This is a genomic window from Pseudomonas sp. RGM 3321 (assembly GCF_022836805.1).
Taxonomy (GTDB): Bacteria; Pseudomonadota; Gammaproteobacteria; order Pseudomonadales; family Pseudomonadaceae; genus Aquipseudomonas.
The window spans coordinates 26,700-42,943 of sequence record NZ_JALHBH010000119.1 but is presented as its reverse complement, the minus strand read 5'-3'; the positions used below and the strand labels follow the sequence as shown (position 1 = coordinate 42,943).

13 protein-coding genes and 1 riboswitch are annotated in these 16,244 nt (G+C 59.9%); of the genes, 8 read left to right on the top strand and 5 right to left on the bottom strand.

The window, feature by feature from the left end; translation table 11 throughout:
- Window positions 1-41: 41 nt before the first annotated feature.
- A complete protein-coding gene (locus tag RGM3321_RS22965) occupies window positions 42-1,499 on the top strand; it encodes an SLC13 family permease (RefSeq protein WP_244394962.1) in 1,458 nt (485 codons plus the stop codon).
- A 22-nt stretch (window positions 1,500-1,521) separates the two neighbouring features.
- Complete coding sequence (gene otnI / locus RGM3321_RS22960; RefSeq protein ID WP_244394961.1) at window positions 1,522-2,307, top strand: 2-oxo-tetronate isomerase; 786 nt, start codon at window positions 1,522-1,524, stop codon at window positions 2,305-2,307.
- A gap of 120 nt (window positions 2,308-2,427) precedes the next feature.
- Here otnI and RGM3321_RS22955 read toward each other — a convergent pair whose 3' ends face one another.
- On the bottom strand, window positions 2,428-2,823 hold the full coding sequence (locus RGM3321_RS22955) for a hotdog domain-containing protein (RefSeq protein ID WP_003404521.1): 396 nt from the start codon (window positions 2,821-2,823) through the stop codon (window positions 2,428-2,430).
- 220 nt (window positions 2,824-3,043) lie between these two features.
- Window positions 3,044-3,154, top strand: a riboswitch (S-adenosyl-L-homocysteine riboswitch).
- Between the two features lie 23 nt (window positions 3,155-3,177).
- On the opposite strand from RGM3321_RS22955, the gene ahcY reads away from it, so the two are divergent.
- The 3 genes from ahcY to RGM3321_RS22940 all read left to right on the top strand — a co-directional run bounded on the left by ahcY (window position 3,178) and on the right by RGM3321_RS22940 (window position 7,771).
- Window positions 3,178-4,587: an adenosylhomocysteinase gene (gene ahcY / locus RGM3321_RS22950; RefSeq protein WP_002551710.1), complete on the top strand. Its 1,410-nt coding sequence runs from the start codon at window positions 3,178-3,180 to the stop codon at window positions 4,585-4,587.
- 150 nt (window positions 4,588-4,737) lie between these two features.
- Window positions 4,738-5,583 (top strand): methylenetetrahydrofolate reductase [NAD(P)H], encoded by an 846-nt coding sequence (metF, locus tag RGM3321_RS22945; protein ID WP_244394960.1) that lies wholly within the window; start codon window positions 4,738-4,740, stop codon window positions 5,581-5,583.
- A 310-nt stretch (window positions 5,584-5,893) separates the two neighbouring features.
- A complete protein-coding gene (locus RGM3321_RS22940) occupies window positions 5,894-7,771 on the top strand; it encodes a DEAD/DEAH box helicase (protein WP_244394959.1) in 1,878 nt (625 codons plus the stop codon).
- 664 nt (window positions 7,772-8,435) lie between these two features.
- On the opposite strand, the gene RGM3321_RS22935 is transcribed toward RGM3321_RS22940, so the two are convergent.
- From RGM3321_RS22935 to RGM3321_RS22925, 3 genes are all read right to left on the bottom strand, one after another.
- On the bottom strand, window positions 8,436-9,014 hold the full coding sequence (locus RGM3321_RS22935; protein WP_003378759.1) for a YceI family protein: 579 nt from the start codon (window positions 9,012-9,014) through the stop codon (window positions 8,436-8,438).
- A gap of 27 nt (window positions 9,015-9,041) precedes the next feature.
- Window positions 9,042-9,590, bottom strand: coding sequence for a cytochrome b (locus RGM3321_RS22930; RefSeq protein ID WP_244394958.1), 549 nt, complete (start codon window positions 9,588-9,590; stop codon window positions 9,042-9,044).
- Between the two features lie 355 nt (window positions 9,591-9,945).
- A complete protein-coding gene (locus RGM3321_RS22925; RefSeq protein WP_244394957.1) occupies window positions 9,946-11,811 on the bottom strand; it encodes a flavin monoamine oxidase family protein in 1,866 nt (621 codons plus the stop codon).
- A 209-nt stretch (window positions 11,812-12,020) separates the two neighbouring features.
- On the opposite strand from RGM3321_RS22925, the gene RGM3321_RS22920 reads away from it, so the two are divergent.
- On the top strand, window positions 12,021-13,427 hold the full coding sequence (locus RGM3321_RS22920) for an adenosylmethionine--8-amino-7-oxononanoate transaminase (protein WP_244394956.1): 1,407 nt from the start codon (window positions 12,021-12,023) through the stop codon (window positions 13,425-13,427).
- 131 nt (window positions 13,428-13,558) lie between these two features.
- Window positions 13,559-14,278, top strand: a complete 720-nt coding sequence (locus tag RGM3321_RS22915) for a 16S rRNA (uracil(1498)-N(3))-methyltransferase (protein WP_244394955.1) — start codon at window positions 13,559-13,561, stop codon at window positions 14,276-14,278.
- A gap of 266 nt (window positions 14,279-14,544) precedes the next feature.
- Here RGM3321_RS22915 and RGM3321_RS22910 read toward each other — a convergent pair whose 3' ends face one another.
- Window positions 14,545-15,159 (bottom strand): hemolysin III family protein, encoded by a 615-nt coding sequence (locus tag RGM3321_RS22910; RefSeq protein ID WP_244394954.1) that lies wholly within the window; start codon window positions 15,157-15,159, stop codon window positions 14,545-14,547.
- 154 nt (window positions 15,160-15,313) lie between these two features.
- Between RGM3321_RS22910 and RGM3321_RS22905 the strand changes: the two genes are divergently transcribed.
- Window positions 15,314-16,240 (top strand): LysR substrate-binding domain-containing protein, encoded by a 927-nt coding sequence (locus RGM3321_RS22905; RefSeq protein ID WP_244394953.1) that lies wholly within the window; start codon window positions 15,314-15,316, stop codon window positions 16,238-16,240.
- Window positions 16,241-16,244: the final 4 nt, after the last annotated feature.

Genomic DNA, 16,244 nt, shown 5'->3' with positions numbered 1-16,244 from the left:
TCGTTGTTCCTCTTTACCACCATCGACCGGAGTGCACGGGCATGACGCCGCTCATGTTGATGGTCGTGGCCGGTGCGGGCATCGCACTGCTGTTGTTTCTGGTGCTCAAGTATAAATTCCAGCCTTTTGTTGCCCTGATGCTGGTCAGCATCCTCGTGGCGCTGGTCGCCGGTGTTAAACCGGCCGACCTGGTTGCCACCATTGAAGGCGGCATGGGCAAGACCCTCGGCCACATCGCGATCATCATCGCTTTGGGCGCGATGATCGGACGCATCATCGAGCTGTCGGGCGGCGCAGAAGCGCTGGCCCGGACCCTGATCAACCGCTTCGGCAACAAGCGCACGCCGCTGGCGCTGACCGTTGCAGGCTTCATGGTCGGTATTCCCGTGTTCTTCGAAGTCGGCGTGATCATCCTGATGCCGTTGGCATACGGCGTGGCACGGGCGGCACGCAAGCCGCTGCTGATTTTCGCCCTGCCGATGTGCGCCGCACTGCTCGCCGTGCATGCGTTTCTGCCGCCGCACCCTGGCGCTGTTGCCGCCGCCAGCCAGTTGGGCGCGGACCTGGGCCGGGTGCTGATGCTGGGTATTCCGATCGTTGCCGTGCTGTGCATGATCGGCTACTTCGTCGCGGGCCGCATGACCCGCAAGACCTACCCGATGACCGATGACATCCGCGCCGAAGTCTATGGCCCGCACGTCACCAACGAAGACCTGGAAGCCTGGGCCCGCAACGATTATTCCGCTGTGCGCGAAGCGACCGAAACCCGAACTATGGGTGCCGAAGAAAGCGCCAGCAGCCTGGCGAGCAAACTGCCACCCGCGCCCGCACCGGGTTTCGGACTGATCATCGCGCTGATCCTGCTGCCGATCGTGCTGATTCTGATGGGCACGCTGGCCACCACCATGCTGCCTGCAACGTCCACGCTGCGTGCAGTGCTGACCGTGCTTGGCGCGCCTCTGGTTGCGCTGCTGATCGATACCCTGTTGTGCGCCTGGCTGCTGGGCTCGCGTCGTGGCTGGAGCCGTACCCAGGTGTCCGATGTGATCGGCTCGGCCTTGCCCGGTGTGGCAATGGTGATTCTGATTGCCGGTGCCGGTGGCGTGTTCGGCAAGGTGCTGGTCGACACCGGCATTGGTGCGGTGGTCTCCGAGGCGCTGCGTAACACTGGTCTGCCGGTACTCGCGCTGGGCTTCCTGCTGACCCTGCTGCTGCGCGCTGTTCAGGGCTCGACCACCGTTGCACTGGTGACCACTGCAGGCATTCTCAGCCCGCTGATCGCCACGCTGGACCTGAGCGCCAACCACCTGGCCCTGCTGTGTCTGGCCATGGGCGGTGGCGGTCTGGCCATGTCGCACATCAACGATGCCGGTTACTGGATGTTCACCAAACTGGCGGGCCTCAACGTCGCCGACGGCTTGCGCACCTGGACCGTACTGGTCACGCTGCTCGGCACACTGGGCTTCGTGATCACCCTGCTGCTTTGGCCATTCGTCTGACCCTTTGAAGACTGGAGTTAACATGCCTCGTTTTGCCGCCAACCTCAGCATGCTGTACCCGCAGCATGATTTTCTTGAGCGCTTTGCCGCAGCCGCTGCCGATGGTTTCGGCGCGGTCGAGTACCTGTTCCCCTACGCCTATAGCCCTCAGGAACTCAAGCAGCGCCTGAGCGACAACGGTCTGGTGCAGGCGCTGTTCAACGCCCCGCCCGGCGACTGGGATGCGTGCGAGCGAGGCATCGCCACGCTGCCGGGCCGTGAAGCGGAATTTCGCAGCGGTATCGAGCGGGCACTGGAATATGCGCAGGTGCTGGGCAATGACCGTGTGCATGTCATGGCCGGTCTGCTGCCTAACGAAGGGTTGCGTGAGCGTCATCAGGCGGTCTATCTGGAGAACCTGGCGTTCGCGGCTGAGCAAGCCAAGAGCGCAGGCGTCACGATCCTGATCGAGCCGATCAACACCCGCGACATGCCGGGCTTCTTCCTCAACCGTCAGGATCAGGCGCAGGAGATCTGTAAGTTGGTGGGCGCCGACAACCTGAAAGTGCAGTTCGACTGCTACCACTGCCAGATCGTCGAAGGCGACCTGACGACCAAGCTGCGTCGTGACTTTGCAGGCATCGGCCACATCCAGATCGCCGGGGTGCCGGATCGCAACGAGCCGGACCTTGGCGAACTGAACTACGAGCACCTGTTCAACGTCATCGACGAACTGGGCTACAGCGGCTGGATCGGTTGCGAATATCGCCCGAAAGGCGATACCAGCGAAGGTCTGGCGTGGTTGCGCGAGTTGCAGGCCAAGGGCTGAACCCTGCTTTTATGGATGACGCGGAGCGTCATGAAAGGCATTCCCACGCGGAGCGTGAGGAACGATCATTCTGTAACTGTCGTGCCCATGCTCCGCGTCCGATCCTCAGCGACCTGAGCGTCAGTCTTCTACGTCGAACTGGTCCTTTATATAGCGGATTTCAGTACGACCATGTGGCACGGGCTGGCCGTCTTCGTCGAGGTTGACGAAGACGATCTTCTCGACCGTCAGAATGCTCTTGCGGGTGATCTTGTTGCGCACCTGGCATTTAAGGGTGATCGAGGTGCGGCCGAATTCCGTGGCGGTGATACCCAGCTCGATGATGTCGCCCTGACGCGAGGCGCTGACGAAGTTGATTTCCGAGATGTACTTGGTCACCACCCGCTGATTACCCAACTGGACAATCGCGTAGATCGCCGCTTCTTCATCGATCCAGCGCAGCAGGCTACCGCCGAACAATGTGCCGTTGGGATTGAGGTCTTCGGGCTTGACCCACTTGCGGGTATGGAAATTCATGTTCACTCCTGAGCGTCTGGCCGGTAGAGACGTGCATGATGGCAGAGCCAGCGGCCCACGCCCATGCCTGCGTCATAGCAACTGTGCATAGACCCGATTACGGGCAGATGGCAATTGCATGGCCTTTAAACCGACAGAAAGCCTTGGGAAGAATCGCGAGCGCAGCTATACTGCCCAACGTTTCAAAACGGTCATCCACGCTTGATACCGTTCCCGCCACCTGTCCGAGGGGCGCTGCAGCAGGTTTTCCCTGTCAGGCTCGGATGGGGCGTTGTTTGCCAGGACGATCCTCGACCGGCAAACCTTAAACGCACAACGGCGCCCATTCGCATTTTTATGGAATGGAGACTCTCAATGAGTGCTGTAATCACGCCCGCAGAATTCAATGACTACAAGGTTGCCGATATTTCCCTGGCCGCCTGGGGTCGCCGCGAAACCATCATCGCCGAATCCGAAATGCCTGCCCTGATGGGTCTGCGTCGCAAATACGCCGGTGACCAGCCGCTCAAGGGCGCGAAAATTCTCGGCTGCATCCACATGACCATTCAGACCGCCGTGCTGATCGAAACCCTGGTTGCCCTGGGTGCCGAAGTTCGCTGGTCGTCGTGCAACATTTTCTCGACTCAGGACCAGGCTGCTGCGGCCATCGCTGCTGCCGGTATTCCTGTGTTCGCCTGGAAAGGCGAAACCGAAGAAGAATACGAGTGGTGCATCGAGCAGACCATCCTCAAGGATGGCCAGCCATGGGACGCCAACATGATCCTCGACGACGGCGGCGACCTGACCGAGATCATCCACAAAAAATACCCGGCAATGCTGGACAAGATCCACGGCGTCACGGAAGAAACCACCACCGGCGTGCACCGCCTGCTGGACATGCTGGCCAAGGGCGAGCTGAAAATCCCGGCCATCAACGTCAACGACTCGGTGACCAAGAGCAAGAACGACAACAAGTACGGCTGCCGTCACAGCCTGAACGACGCCATCAAGCGCGGCACCGACCACTTGCTGTCCGGCAAGCAGGCGCTGGTGATCGGCTACGGTGACGTGGGCAAGGGCTCGGCTCAGTCGCTGCGTCAGGAAGGCATGATCGTCAAAGTGACCGAAGTCGACCCGATCTGCGCCATGCAGGCCTGCATGGACGGTTTCGAGCTGGTCTCCCCGTTCATCGACGGCGAAAACGATGGCACCGAGGCAAGCATCGACAAGGCTCTGCTGGGCAAGATCGACCTGATCGTGACCACCACCGGTAACGTCAACGTTTGCGACTCCAACATGCTCAAGGCGCTGAAAAAGCGTGCTGTGGTGTGCAACATCGGTCACTTTGACAACGAAATCGACACCGCTTTCATGCGCAAGAACTGGGCATGGGAAGAAGTGAAGCCACAGGTTCACAAGATCCATCGTACCGGCCCAGGCTCGTTCGACGCACAGAACGACGACTACCTGATCCTGCTGGCCGAAGGCCGTCTGGTCAACCTGGGTAACGCCACTGGCCACCCAAGCCGCATCATGGACGGCTCGTTCGCCAACCAGGTTCTGGCGCAGATCTTCCTCTTCGAGCAGAAGTACGCTGACCTGGCTCCCGCCAAAAAGGCAGAGCGTCTGACCGTTGAAGTATTGCCCAAGAAGCTTGACGAAGAAGTAGCCCTGGAAATGGTCCGCGGCTTCGGCGGCGTTGTGACCAAGCTGACCAAGACCCAGGCCGATTACATCGGCGTGACCGTCGAAGGTCCGTTCAAGCCGCACGCTTATCGCTACTGATTGAGCAGGTTCGACCCACTTCTCCTGCAGAGGCGGACCGAGCGTAATCAGCCATCACCGGCAGCACTCGCTACGCCGGTGATGTTCAGTATCTGAAGGTCGTTCCGGCCTTTTCGCGAACAAGTTCGCTCCTACGACGAGATCGGCTCCATGTCTCAAGATCGCCGCTTCAGCTTCGAGTTCTTTCCTACCAAGACCGACGCTGGACATGAAAAGCTGCTGACCGTTGCTCGTCAGCTCGCTACGTACAACCCCGATTTTTTCTCCTGCACTTACGGTGCCGGTGGTTCTACCCGCGACCGCACGCTTAATACCGTGCTGCAGCTGGAGAACGAAGTAAAAGTGCCTGCCGCACCGCACTTGTCGTGCGTTGGCGACAGCAAGGAAGATTTGCGCAGCCTGCTGGCTCATTACAAGGATGCGGGTATCAAACGCATCGTGGCCCTGCGCGGCGACCTGCCTTCCGGCATGGGTATGGCAAGCGGAGAGCTGCGTCACGCCAATGACCTGGTGAAATTCATCCGTGAAGAAACCGGTAGCCACTTTCACATCGAAGTCGCCGCCTACCCGGAAATGCACCCTCAGGCGCGTAATTTCGAGGATGACCTGAAGCATTTCGTCACCAAGGCCAACGCCGGTGCCGACAGTGCGATCACCCAGTATTTTTTCAATGCCGACAGTTATTTCAAGTTCGTCGAGCGCGTTGAAAAGCTGGGCGTAAGCATTCCGATCGTGCCGGGCATCATGCCGATCACCAACTACAGCAAGCTCGCACGCTTTTCGGATGCGTGCGGTGCGGAAATCCCGCGCTGGATCCGCAAACAGCTGGAAGCCTATGGCGATGACGTGCAAAGCATTCAGGCGTTTGGCGAAGAAGTCATCACGCAGATGTGTGAACGACTGCTGCAAGGCGGCGCCCCTGGCCTGCACTTCTACACCCTGAACCAGGCAGAACCGAGCCTGGCGGTGTGGAATAACCTGCAATTGTCACGCTGATACCGCTGTAAAGCCGCGATCTGTCGGGCTATTCCCCGGAGATCGCGGCCTGATACACCGTTGGGCAGCAGGAAAGCGGCGTATTGCGTTCGCTCTGTTATACTCCAGCCTTCCCGCCAGGCTTACGCCCGGAGGCCCGGTCTTGCAATCGTCACTCGTTCACGCCAACAGCGCAATTTTCATCAAGCGCAGACGTTACGAGATGCACTGAAGACCCGGCAGGACCGGACGGGATCGCGTTGTCTTTACACGCCATTCGCGCCAGGCAAGACATCCCTTGAGCTTAAGCTCCAACAGAACAGGATTACTCATGTCCTTTGCTTCCCTCGGTCTCTCCGAGGCTTTAGTCCGCGCCATCGAGGCAGCGGGCTATACCCAGCCTACCCCAGTGCAACAGCGGGCCATTCCCGCCGTGTTGCAAGGTCGCGACCTGATGGTTGCGGCACAGACCGGTACTGGTAAAACCGGCGGTTTCGCCCTCCCTATTCTGGAGCGGCTGTTTCCCAATGGTGTTCCGGACAAATCCCAGCGTCACGGCCCGCGTCAACCGCGCGTTCTGGTCCTGACCCCCACCCGCGAACTGGCCGCACAAGTGCACGAGAGCTTCAAGCTCTATGCCCGCGACCTGAAGTTCGTCAGCGCCTGCATCTTCGGCGGCGTCGGCATGAACCCGCAGGTTCAGGCCATGTCCCGTGGTGTGGACGTACTGGTAGCCTGCCCCGGCCGCCTGCTCGACCTGGCCGGTCAAGGCAGTGTCGATTTGTCCCACGTTGAAATTCTGGTGCTCGATGAAGCAGACCGGATGCTCGACATGGGCTTCGTCCATGACGTGAAAAAGGTCCTCGCGCGGCTGCCGGCCAAGCGTCAGAACCTGCTGTTCTCGGCGACCTTCTCCAATGACATCACGTCGTTGGCTGGCAAGCTGCTGCACAATCCCGAGCGCATCGAAGTCACGCCGCCGAACACCACGGTCGAGCGTATCGAGCAACGGGTTTTCCGCCTTGCCGCCAACCACAAGCGTTCGCTACTGGCGCATTTGATCACTGTCGGCGCCTGGGAACAGGTGCTGGTCTTCACCCGCACCAAGCACGGCGCCAACCGTCTGGCCGAGTACCTGGACAAGCACGGCCTTGCGGCTGTCGCGATCCACGGAAACAAGAGCCAGAACGCCCGTACCAAGGCACTGGCCGACTTCAAGGCAGGTGACGTACGCATCATGGTCGCGACCGATATCGCCGCACGCGGCCTGGATATCGATCAGTTGCCGCATGTCGTCAACTTCGAGCTGCCAAACGTTGATGAAGACTACGTTCACCGTATCGGCCGTACCGGCCGGGCCGGTCGTTCGGGCGAAGCCATTTCCCTGGTTGCGCCGGACGAAGAGAAGCTGCTCAAAAGCATTGAGCGCATGACTAAACAGAAGATCGCCGATGGCGACCTGATGGGCTTCGACATCACCGCAGTCGAGGCTGAAAAACCGGAAGTGCGTGAGCGTCCGGATGTTCGCAACTCTCGTGGTGCACGTCCTGCCGGCGACAAGAACAACGGCGGTCGTCGCGACAAGGGCAAGGACAAAGGCAAGGAAAAACCTGCCGCTGCAGCCGCCACTGGCGAACGCCCTGCAAGGCAGCCACGCGAAAAAAAACCTCGTGAGGGCACGCCTCGCAGCGAACAGCGTGCATCGCAGCCATCCATACCGCGTCCGGCGGCTGATCGTGCGCCGGACGAGTTCCGCGACGATGAAGTAGACAACTTCGGCAATCGTGCTGACTACGTCAGCCCTTATCAGGGCAAAGGCCAGAACCGTGGTCGTCGTCCTGCTGCAGCACCCGGTGCAGCACCGGCTGCTGGCGGCGCAGCTCGCCCAACCAACCCGGGTCGACCTGCGGGCGGCGCTCGTAACGGTTCCGGCACTGGTGCGCCAAAGCGCAACGGTTCGGGTTCGTCGGCACCGCGTTCGCGTGATGGCCAGCCGCGCGGCCGCCGCCCGGCACGTGAAGACCAGCCCTTGCCGCGTGAAGGTCAGGAGCCAGCCGTGCGTGCCCCGCGCGACGGCCAGCCTCAGCCAAAGATCGTGCACAAGGAATCCAAGATCGACCGCTTCCCGTCTGCCGAGCAGCTGGACCAGCTGCCAAGCCGCCCACGCGGTGAAAAACCGGCCCTGCTGACCCGCAACCGCGACAGCTGACAGCTGACAGCTGACAGCCACGCAACACTAAAAACGCCCCGACCTGTTCGGGGCGTTTTTGTTTGTTGTGCCTGGAGGATGTTGATCATTGCTCCCACGCTCCGCGTGGTAGCGCAGTTCTGGACGCTCTGCGTCCTCTTTGTGGCGCTCCGCGTCACACAAGGGTTCTGCGAAATCAGTTAAATATGTTCCAGGCTCGAGCCCCCTTTTCGCCCCTCGGCGACCTACTTTGATGGGGCCAAAGTAGGCAAACCCCCTCGCTCCTGTTTCCGGCCCGACTTCGTCGGGTTCCTTCGCCCTGTCACTGATCCGGGGGCCCGCCGCAACGGGCCATCCATGGCCCGGTGCGGCTTGCTCGGCGTCCTGCCGAGCATCCCCCGGATCAGCGTCAGGACTCAGCCGTCACTAAGGTCGCAATCTGCGTCGTCAGTGCCATAGTGATAAAAAAACGCTTTATTCATCGCTCCCACGCTCCGCGTGATAGCGCAGCCTTGGACGCTCTGCGTCCGATCTTGAGACGGTAGTGCAGCGCCGATCTGTGACGCAAAGCGTCACGAAATGCATGCCAACGCGGAGCATTGGCACGATAGTCACCTCAGGAAGTTTCATCGCACCAACAAAAACGCCGACCCTAAGGTCGGCGTTTTGTCGATCAGGCGTGCTCTTACTTCTTCTGTACGCCTTCGAAGGTGATGTCCAGGTCCAGCGTCTGAGACGTCGGGCCGGGGCCCTTGATGCCGAAGTCGTTCAGGTTCAGCGTCGAAGTACCGTTGAAGCCGGCACGGTAGCCGCCCCATGGATCCTTGCCTTCGCCGTTGAAGGTTGCCTTGATGACGATTGGCTTGGTCACGCCGTGCAGGGTCAGGTCGCCAGTGACGTCAGCCGTTTTTTCGCCAGTCGATTTGACTGCGGTGGAAACGAATTTGGCTTCCGGGTATTTGGCAACGTCCAGGAAATCCTTGCTGGAGATGTGCTTGTCACGCTCGGCGTGGTTGGTGAACAGGCTGGCAGTTTTCAGCTCGACATTGATTTTGCTGGCCTCAGGCTTGGCAGCATCAAAGCTGAACGTGCCGTCCCAGTCCTTGAAGGTACCGTGGATGAAGCTGTAGCCCAGGTGACTGATCTTGAAGTCAACGAATGCGTGTTGACCTTCCTTGTCGATAACGTAGTCGGCAGCCATGGCCTGGCCAGCAGACAACAATGCGGTACCCAGAGCCAGAGCGGCGAGAGACTTCTTCAACATGCTTTTATTCCCGTTTTGGTTGAACAATCAATTACGACCCAGCATACGCTTGAGGGTCACATCGCGATCGATGAAGTGGTGTTTCAATGCTGCAAGACCGTGGAGCCCCGCGAATATCACGATGACCCAGGCCAGATACAGGTGAATCCAGCCAGCCGTTTCTGCCTGATCCGGAAGACCCGAAACCAGCGCGGGCACATCGAACAGGCCGAATATCGGAATCCCCACACCATCGGCGGTGGAAATGAGATACCCGGCGAACATCACGGCAAACAGTGCGACGTACAAAAACAGATGGCCGAATGCGGCACCGATGCGCGTCAACTTACTGTAGCTGGTCAACGGCGGTGGCGGCGGACTGAGCAGGCGCCAGACCACACGGATCAACATGACTGCAAACAACGTGATGCCGATGCTCTTGTGCAGATCAGGGCCCGCCTTGCGCCACGTATCGTAGTAATCCAGCCCGACCATCCACAGCCCCAGCGCGAACATACCAAACACGACAGCAGCCACACCCCAGTGCAGCACCACGCTGACCAGACCGTAGCGAGAGGATGAATTACGTAGCTGCATTACCAGTACCTTGTCAGAAGTGTTACCAGACTAGCTTTTTATCTATCGAATGAAAGCGCAAAATTTTGCTCGGACGTATCGAACAATACGATAGGTCTGTTGGACGTTTCGTACGCCGGTTCTGCGGGTTACACCAACACCTGACAGGCTTTACAGCATCTCAGGCTGTCCTCGCTGCAGCAGCATCTCGATAATTTGCCGTCAGTAATACTTTGCAATGACCATCGGCGTTTCGATGCCGATGAACGGCACGCTGAGGCCCGACAAGGTCACCCACAGGGATAGAACGAATCGAGCGTGCATAAAAAAAGGGATGCGGTATGAACCGCATCCCTTTCAGTCAGCCATCGGCTGGTCAGTTGTTGGCGTCTGCAGGCGCTGCGTCAGCAGGGGTCTTGGCTGGAGCCGGTTTGCTCTGAGCCTTTTTCGCTGCTTCTTTTTTTGCAGCTTCTTTCTTCGCCGCTTCTTTTTTGGCGGCTTCCTTGCTCTGCGGCTTTTTCGCCGGTTCAGCCTTGGTCGCCGGTTTCTTCGCAGGCTCGGCTTTTACCGGCGGCTTGGCAGGCTGGACAACCGGTGCAACCACGGGCGCCGGAGCAACAGCCGGTGCAGGCGCTGGAGCAGGAGCAGGCTCTACAGCCTTCTCTACCGGAGCAGGTGCCGGAGCTGGTTCTTCACCACCACCAAACATGCGCGAGAAGAAGCCTGGCTTGTCGGCCTGCGGCTTGGCAGGTTCGGCCGGTTTGTCGGACGAACCACCGAACAGGTTGCTGAAGAAATTGCCTTCGGACTTCTGCGAAGCCGGGGCCGGCGCTTTCGGCGGTGCAATCTTGACCGGTTCGAACGACTTGCCAGCCGCCAGATCCTGGACCTGACCAGCCGCACGCTGACCGCTGCGCAAGGCACCTTCCAGAGTACCGGGGTACAAGGTGTCGGTGTGTTCGCCAGCAAAGGCTACGCGCAGAATCGGCCGCTCCCACAGACGCCAGTATTTACTGATCTGGCCGGGACCGAATGCCAGGTAGGAACCACCGGTGGACGGGTCGACGCTGTAACGGCGGATTTCGTAGCCGGTGTAGGCACCGCGTGCTTCAGGGTAGAACGCATGCAGACGGATCAGCACCTGATCGACCATCTGCTTGTCGCCGAAGGCTTGCATGATGCGTGCGTTGTCGCCGGACAGGTTGATCACCACATTGGCGCCGCCCTTGAGCGCGGGCTCTACCCACAGCATGCCCAGACCGGTGTTACTGAACACTTCACCGGACATGCGCGCCTTGCTGTCCCAGACCGGGGTCTTGAACTTGAGCATGATCTGGTCGCGCCAGCCGTAGTTGGTGCTCTTGATCGCGCCCATGTGCTGAGCGTCCAGTGCAGGCGTCATCTGGATCTTGCCCAGCGAGCGCAGCGGTACGGCCATGACCACGTAATCTGCGGTGTAGCTGGTTGCGCCAGCCTTGACGGTGACCTTGTCCTTTTCCTGGACGACTGCCGTCACCGGCGAGTTGGTCTTGACGGTCTTGAGCTGCTTGACGAACGCCTGGGTCAGCACCGCACTGCCACCGGGCAGGCGCGCAGCGCGCAAGTCACGCTCGTCGACCGAGCGATAAACCCGCGATTGCTGGGCAAGGTACAGCAGCGACAGGCGCGAAGGCTCGTCGTAGCGGGTACGGATCTGCTGGTTGATCAACTGGCGCGCCGTGGCCGGCAGGTTCAGGCGGTCCAGCCAGTTGGCGACGTTGATCTGATCCAGCGCGAACAAGGTGCTGTTGGACGCAGGGTTTTCCGGGTCGTCAACCGAGCGCGCGAGGTTATCCAGCGTGTCGTTGTAACGCTTGATGGCTTCGGCGGTCGCTGGCTGTTTGACGGCCAGGTCAGCCTGGGTGAAGTACACACCGTCGATCAGGTAGCTGGGCGTGCGCACAAACTCAGGCGCGGGCACGGTAGGCAGCTTGAAGCTGTCCAGGTAGCGGTTCAGCACTGGCTGAGCCTTGGTGTTGCCGATCCACTCGCTGGTCGCCAGACCGGAACGTCCGCCCAGGCTGGGCCTGGCTTCCAGCAGCGTCACCTGCCAGCCTTTGGCCTGCAGTTCATAGGCAGCGGTCAAGCCTGCCAGACCACCACCGACGACAATGGCCGTTCGTTGTTTTTCATCGGCGAGCGTCGAAACGCTGACCAACCCTGCCACTATCAGCGCACAGGCGCGCAGCCACCCAGAAAGCATTCGGCGAACTCCAGAAAACATAGGGAAGATTGGGCAAGTCAGCCCGGCACATCGACTTGCTGCGCAGGATACGCGAGCCATCAAATAGCCGCCAGCAATGTCCATCAGCCGTTAAAACTGCATCAAAGGTTGTTCCGTAGCCGGGCATTGCATAGGCTTGCGCGATTGTTCGTCCTCGCATCAGGCGAGTCGCTACCCGGAGATTGAAAATGGGCCTCAATGACCAGTGGATGCAACGTGACCTGAAGGTCCTGTGGCACCCCTGCACCCAGATGAAAGACCACGAAAATCTGCCATTGATACCGATCAAGCGCGGTGAAGGCGTATGGCTTGAAGACTTCGAAGGCAAGCGTTATCTGGACGCGGTCAGTTCCTGGTGGGTCAACGTTTTCGGGCACGCCAACCCACGCATCAACCAGCGCATCAAGGATCAGGTCGACCAGCTGGAGCATGTGATTCTTGCCGGTTTCAGTCACCAGCCGGTCATCGAGCTGTCCGAACGGCTGGTCAAACTCACGCCCGAGGGCCTGAACCGCTGCTTCTACGCCGACAATGGCTCATCGTGCATTGAAGTCGCGCTGAAGATGAGTTTTCACTACTGGCTCAATCGCGGCCAGCCGGACAAGAAGCGCTTCGTCACCCTGACCAACAGCTACCACGGCGAGACCATGGCGGCGATGTCGGTGGGCGATGTGCCGCTGTTTACCGAAACCTACAAGGCGCTGCTGCTCGACACCATCAAGGTACCGAGCCCCGACTGCTATCACCGCCCGGACGGCATGAGCTGGGAAGAGCATTCGCGCAACATGTTCGCCGCCATGGAACAGACCCTCGCCGACCACCACGCCAGCGTTGCAGCGGTGATCGTCGAGCCGCTGATTCAGGGCGCGGGCGGCATGCGCATGTATCACCCGGTCTACCTCAAGCTGCTGCGCGAAGCCTGCGACCGCTACGGCGTACACCTGATCCACGACGAAATCGCTGTCGGTTTCGGCCGTACCGGGACCATGTTCGCCTGTGAACAAGCGGGTATCCGCCCGGATTTCCTGTGCCTGTCCAAGGCGCTGACCGGTGGCTACCTGCCGCTGGCCGCCTGCCTGACCACCGACGATGTGTACGACGCGTTCTACGACGACTACCCGACCCTGCGTGCGTTTCTGCACTCGCACAGTTACACCGGTAACCCGCTGGCCTGTGCGGCAGCGCTGGCGACACTGGATATCTTCGAGCAGGACAACGTTATCGAAAACAACAAGGCCCTGGCGCAACGCATGGCGACGGCCACTGCGCATCTGGTGGATCATCCGCACGTCGCGGAAGTGCGTCAGACCGGCATGGCCATCGCCATCGAAATGGTTCAGGACAAGGCCACCAAGACCGCCTACCCGTGGCAGGAACGGCGTGGCATGAAGGTCTTTCAGCATGCCCTTGAGCGCGGTGCATTGCTGCGGCCACTGGGCAGTGTGGTGTATTTTCTGCCGCCGTATGTGATTACCCCGGAGCAGATCGACTTTCTGGCCGAGGTGGCCACCGAGGGCATTGATATCGCTACACGCAGCAGTGTCAGTGTTGCCGTGCGCGAGAACTTTCATCCGGACTTTCGCGATCCGGGTTGAGGCTGAAAACTGCGGCGTCATGACTGACGCCTTCGCGGACAAGTCCGCTCGTACAGGGGCCTGGCTGCATATGCGGTAGCGATCCGGGTGACGGCACCCTCACAGAATGAACACCAGAACCGAGACACACCATGAGACTGTCGCGCTTTTTTACTGAAACGCCGCTGAGTCTGGGCGAGCACGAACTGCCTGAGGCCCAGGCGCATTACATCAGCCGCGTGCTGCGCATGACCGAAGGTGACGCGCTGCAACTGTTCGACGGATCGGGCCAGGAGTTTCGCGGCACCTTGCTGGAAGTCGGCAAGAAGCGCGTGCATGTGCAACTGACCGAAAGCTTTGCCGGGCAGGTCGAGTCAGGCCTGCACATCCACCTGGGCCAGGGCTTGTCGCGTGGCGAACGCATGGACTGGGCTATTCAGAAGGCCACCGAGCTGGGCGTCAGCGAAATTACCCCGATTGTCAGCGAGCGCTGTGAAGTGCGGCTCAAGGACGAACGCGCCGAGAAGCGCCAGGCGCATTGGCAACAGATCGCAATCAGCGCCTGCGAGCAGTGCGGTCGCTCGGTGGTGCCGGTGATTCATCCGCCGATGCCACTGGCAGAGTGGATCAAGCATACCGAGGCCGACCTGAAACTGGTGCTGCACCCGGTGGCCGAGCCGCTGACCAGCCATGACAAGCCCGCCAGCCTGGCCTTCCTGATTGGTCCGGAAGGCGGCTTGAACGATGCAGAAGTCGATCAGGCGCAAGCCGCCGGCTTCCACGCCGCGCGCCTCGGCCCGCGCGTTCTGCGCACTGAAACCGCCCCGGTGGTCGCGCTCAGCGTGGCGCAGCAGTTGTGGGGCGATTTCTGACTGCTGATGATCTTCCCCACGCTCCAGCGTTCAGCGTTATACACAAGTCCTGATGGGCTTCTGCCCGGAGGGCGTAGGAGCGAACTTGTTCGCGAAGACAGTAATTCAGGCGATGCATTTTCGACGAATATACTGGCCCTTTCGCAAACAATGCGGATCGCCGTCCCGGTAGCTCCTACGGCATTCGGCCAGAGCCAGAAGCAGACTTGCGTATAACGCAGAGCGCTGGAGTGTGGTAACGAGAGTCAGGTCCCGACCGCCCCTCCTCACAGCACATAAAAACAGATCGCCACAAAGTGCATCAAACTGCCGGCAATGACGAACAGGTGCCAGATGCCGTGAAAGTGGCGGATCTGGTCGTAGGCGAAGAACAGAATGCCGACGGTGTACAGCACGCCGCCGCCGGCCAGCCAGATGAAGCCCGCCAGGCCGAGCGCAGCAATCAGTGGTTTGACCGCCACGAGGACGATCCAGCCCATCACGGCGTAGATCACGATGGACATGATTCGCGCTTCGGAACGGGGTTTTATCTCCTGCACAATGCCGATCAGCGCCAGTCCCCAGACGATACCGAACAGGGTCCAGCCCCACACGCCGCGCAATGTCACAAGACAGAACGGCGTGTAGCTGCCCGCAATCATCAGGTAGATCGAAAAGTGATCGACCTTCTGCATGATCGATTTCGAGCGGCCCTTGACGCTGTGGTAGATCGTCGAAACGCTGTACAGCGTGACCAGACAGGCGCCATAGATCGCAATACTGACCACTTTCCAGACATCGCCGTGCAGACTCGCCATCACCAATAGCCAGATTGCGCCGACACCTGCCAGCACTGCGCCCACCAGGTGGGACCAGGCGTTGAATTTTTCTCCGTAATACATCCGCTCAATACCCTCTTGTGACAAAACACTGGGAGCAGAGGCTCGCGGTTATTGAAACAAACCGCAACACCCTATGTAAGTGGCGGATATTTTAAGCAGCTATCGGCGCACGACTTGTGCACAATCAGCGCACATCAATAAACAGCGCCACGACATGCAGATCGATGACGAACTGACGCTCAAGAAACTGGAAATATTCCTGGCTTTCATGCGCACCGGCAATCTGGCGCGGGCGGCGGAGGAGTTGCAGACCAGCAACGTCAGCGTGCACCGCGCCATTCACTCGCTGGAAAGCGCCCTGCGTTGCCCGCTGTTCAGGCACGAAGGCCGCAACCTTACGCCGCTGGAAAGCGCGTATGTGCTGGAAGAGCGAGCGCAGAAGCTGGTGCAGGATGTGCTCGCCACAGTAGAGCTGACCCGTCAGGCGGCAGGCTTTTCGGCGGCGCGCTTCCGCCTTGGGGCCTTGTATTCACTGACCGTCAAGACGGTTCCGCAGTTGATCATGGGCCTGAAAATCCGCCGCAGCGAGCTGAATATCGACCTGATTCTGGGCTCGAACATGGACCTGCTGTACAAGCTCAAGAACATGGAAGTCGACGCCATGCTGGTGTCGCTGGATGACAGCACACATGACCCGGACTGCGAGCACCTGGCGCTGTTTTCCGACGATATCTTCCTGGCTGTGCCCACCGACTCGCCGTTTGCCGAGCACAGCGAGGTGGATCTCAGCGACCTGCGTGAAGCGACATTCATCACCCTCACCCAAGGCTTTGCCACTCATCGCGATGGTATACGGGTGTTTCAGCAGGCCGGGTTCGAGCCCAAAGTGGCGATGCAGGTCAATGACATCTTCACCCTGCTGAGCATGGTCAGTTCCGGCGTCGGCTATGCGCTGCTGCCGGGGCGCATTGCGGCGGTGTATGAAAACCGCGTGCGGCTGATTCCGTTGCAAAGCCGCTACCGGATGCAGCAACACATCGGCATGGTTTTCCTGAAGTCCAGGCAGCGCGATCCCAACCTGCTCGCGCTGCTGGCCGAGTGCCGGATGTATGCGAATCGCCTGCTTGAGCAGGCGACCTGATCGA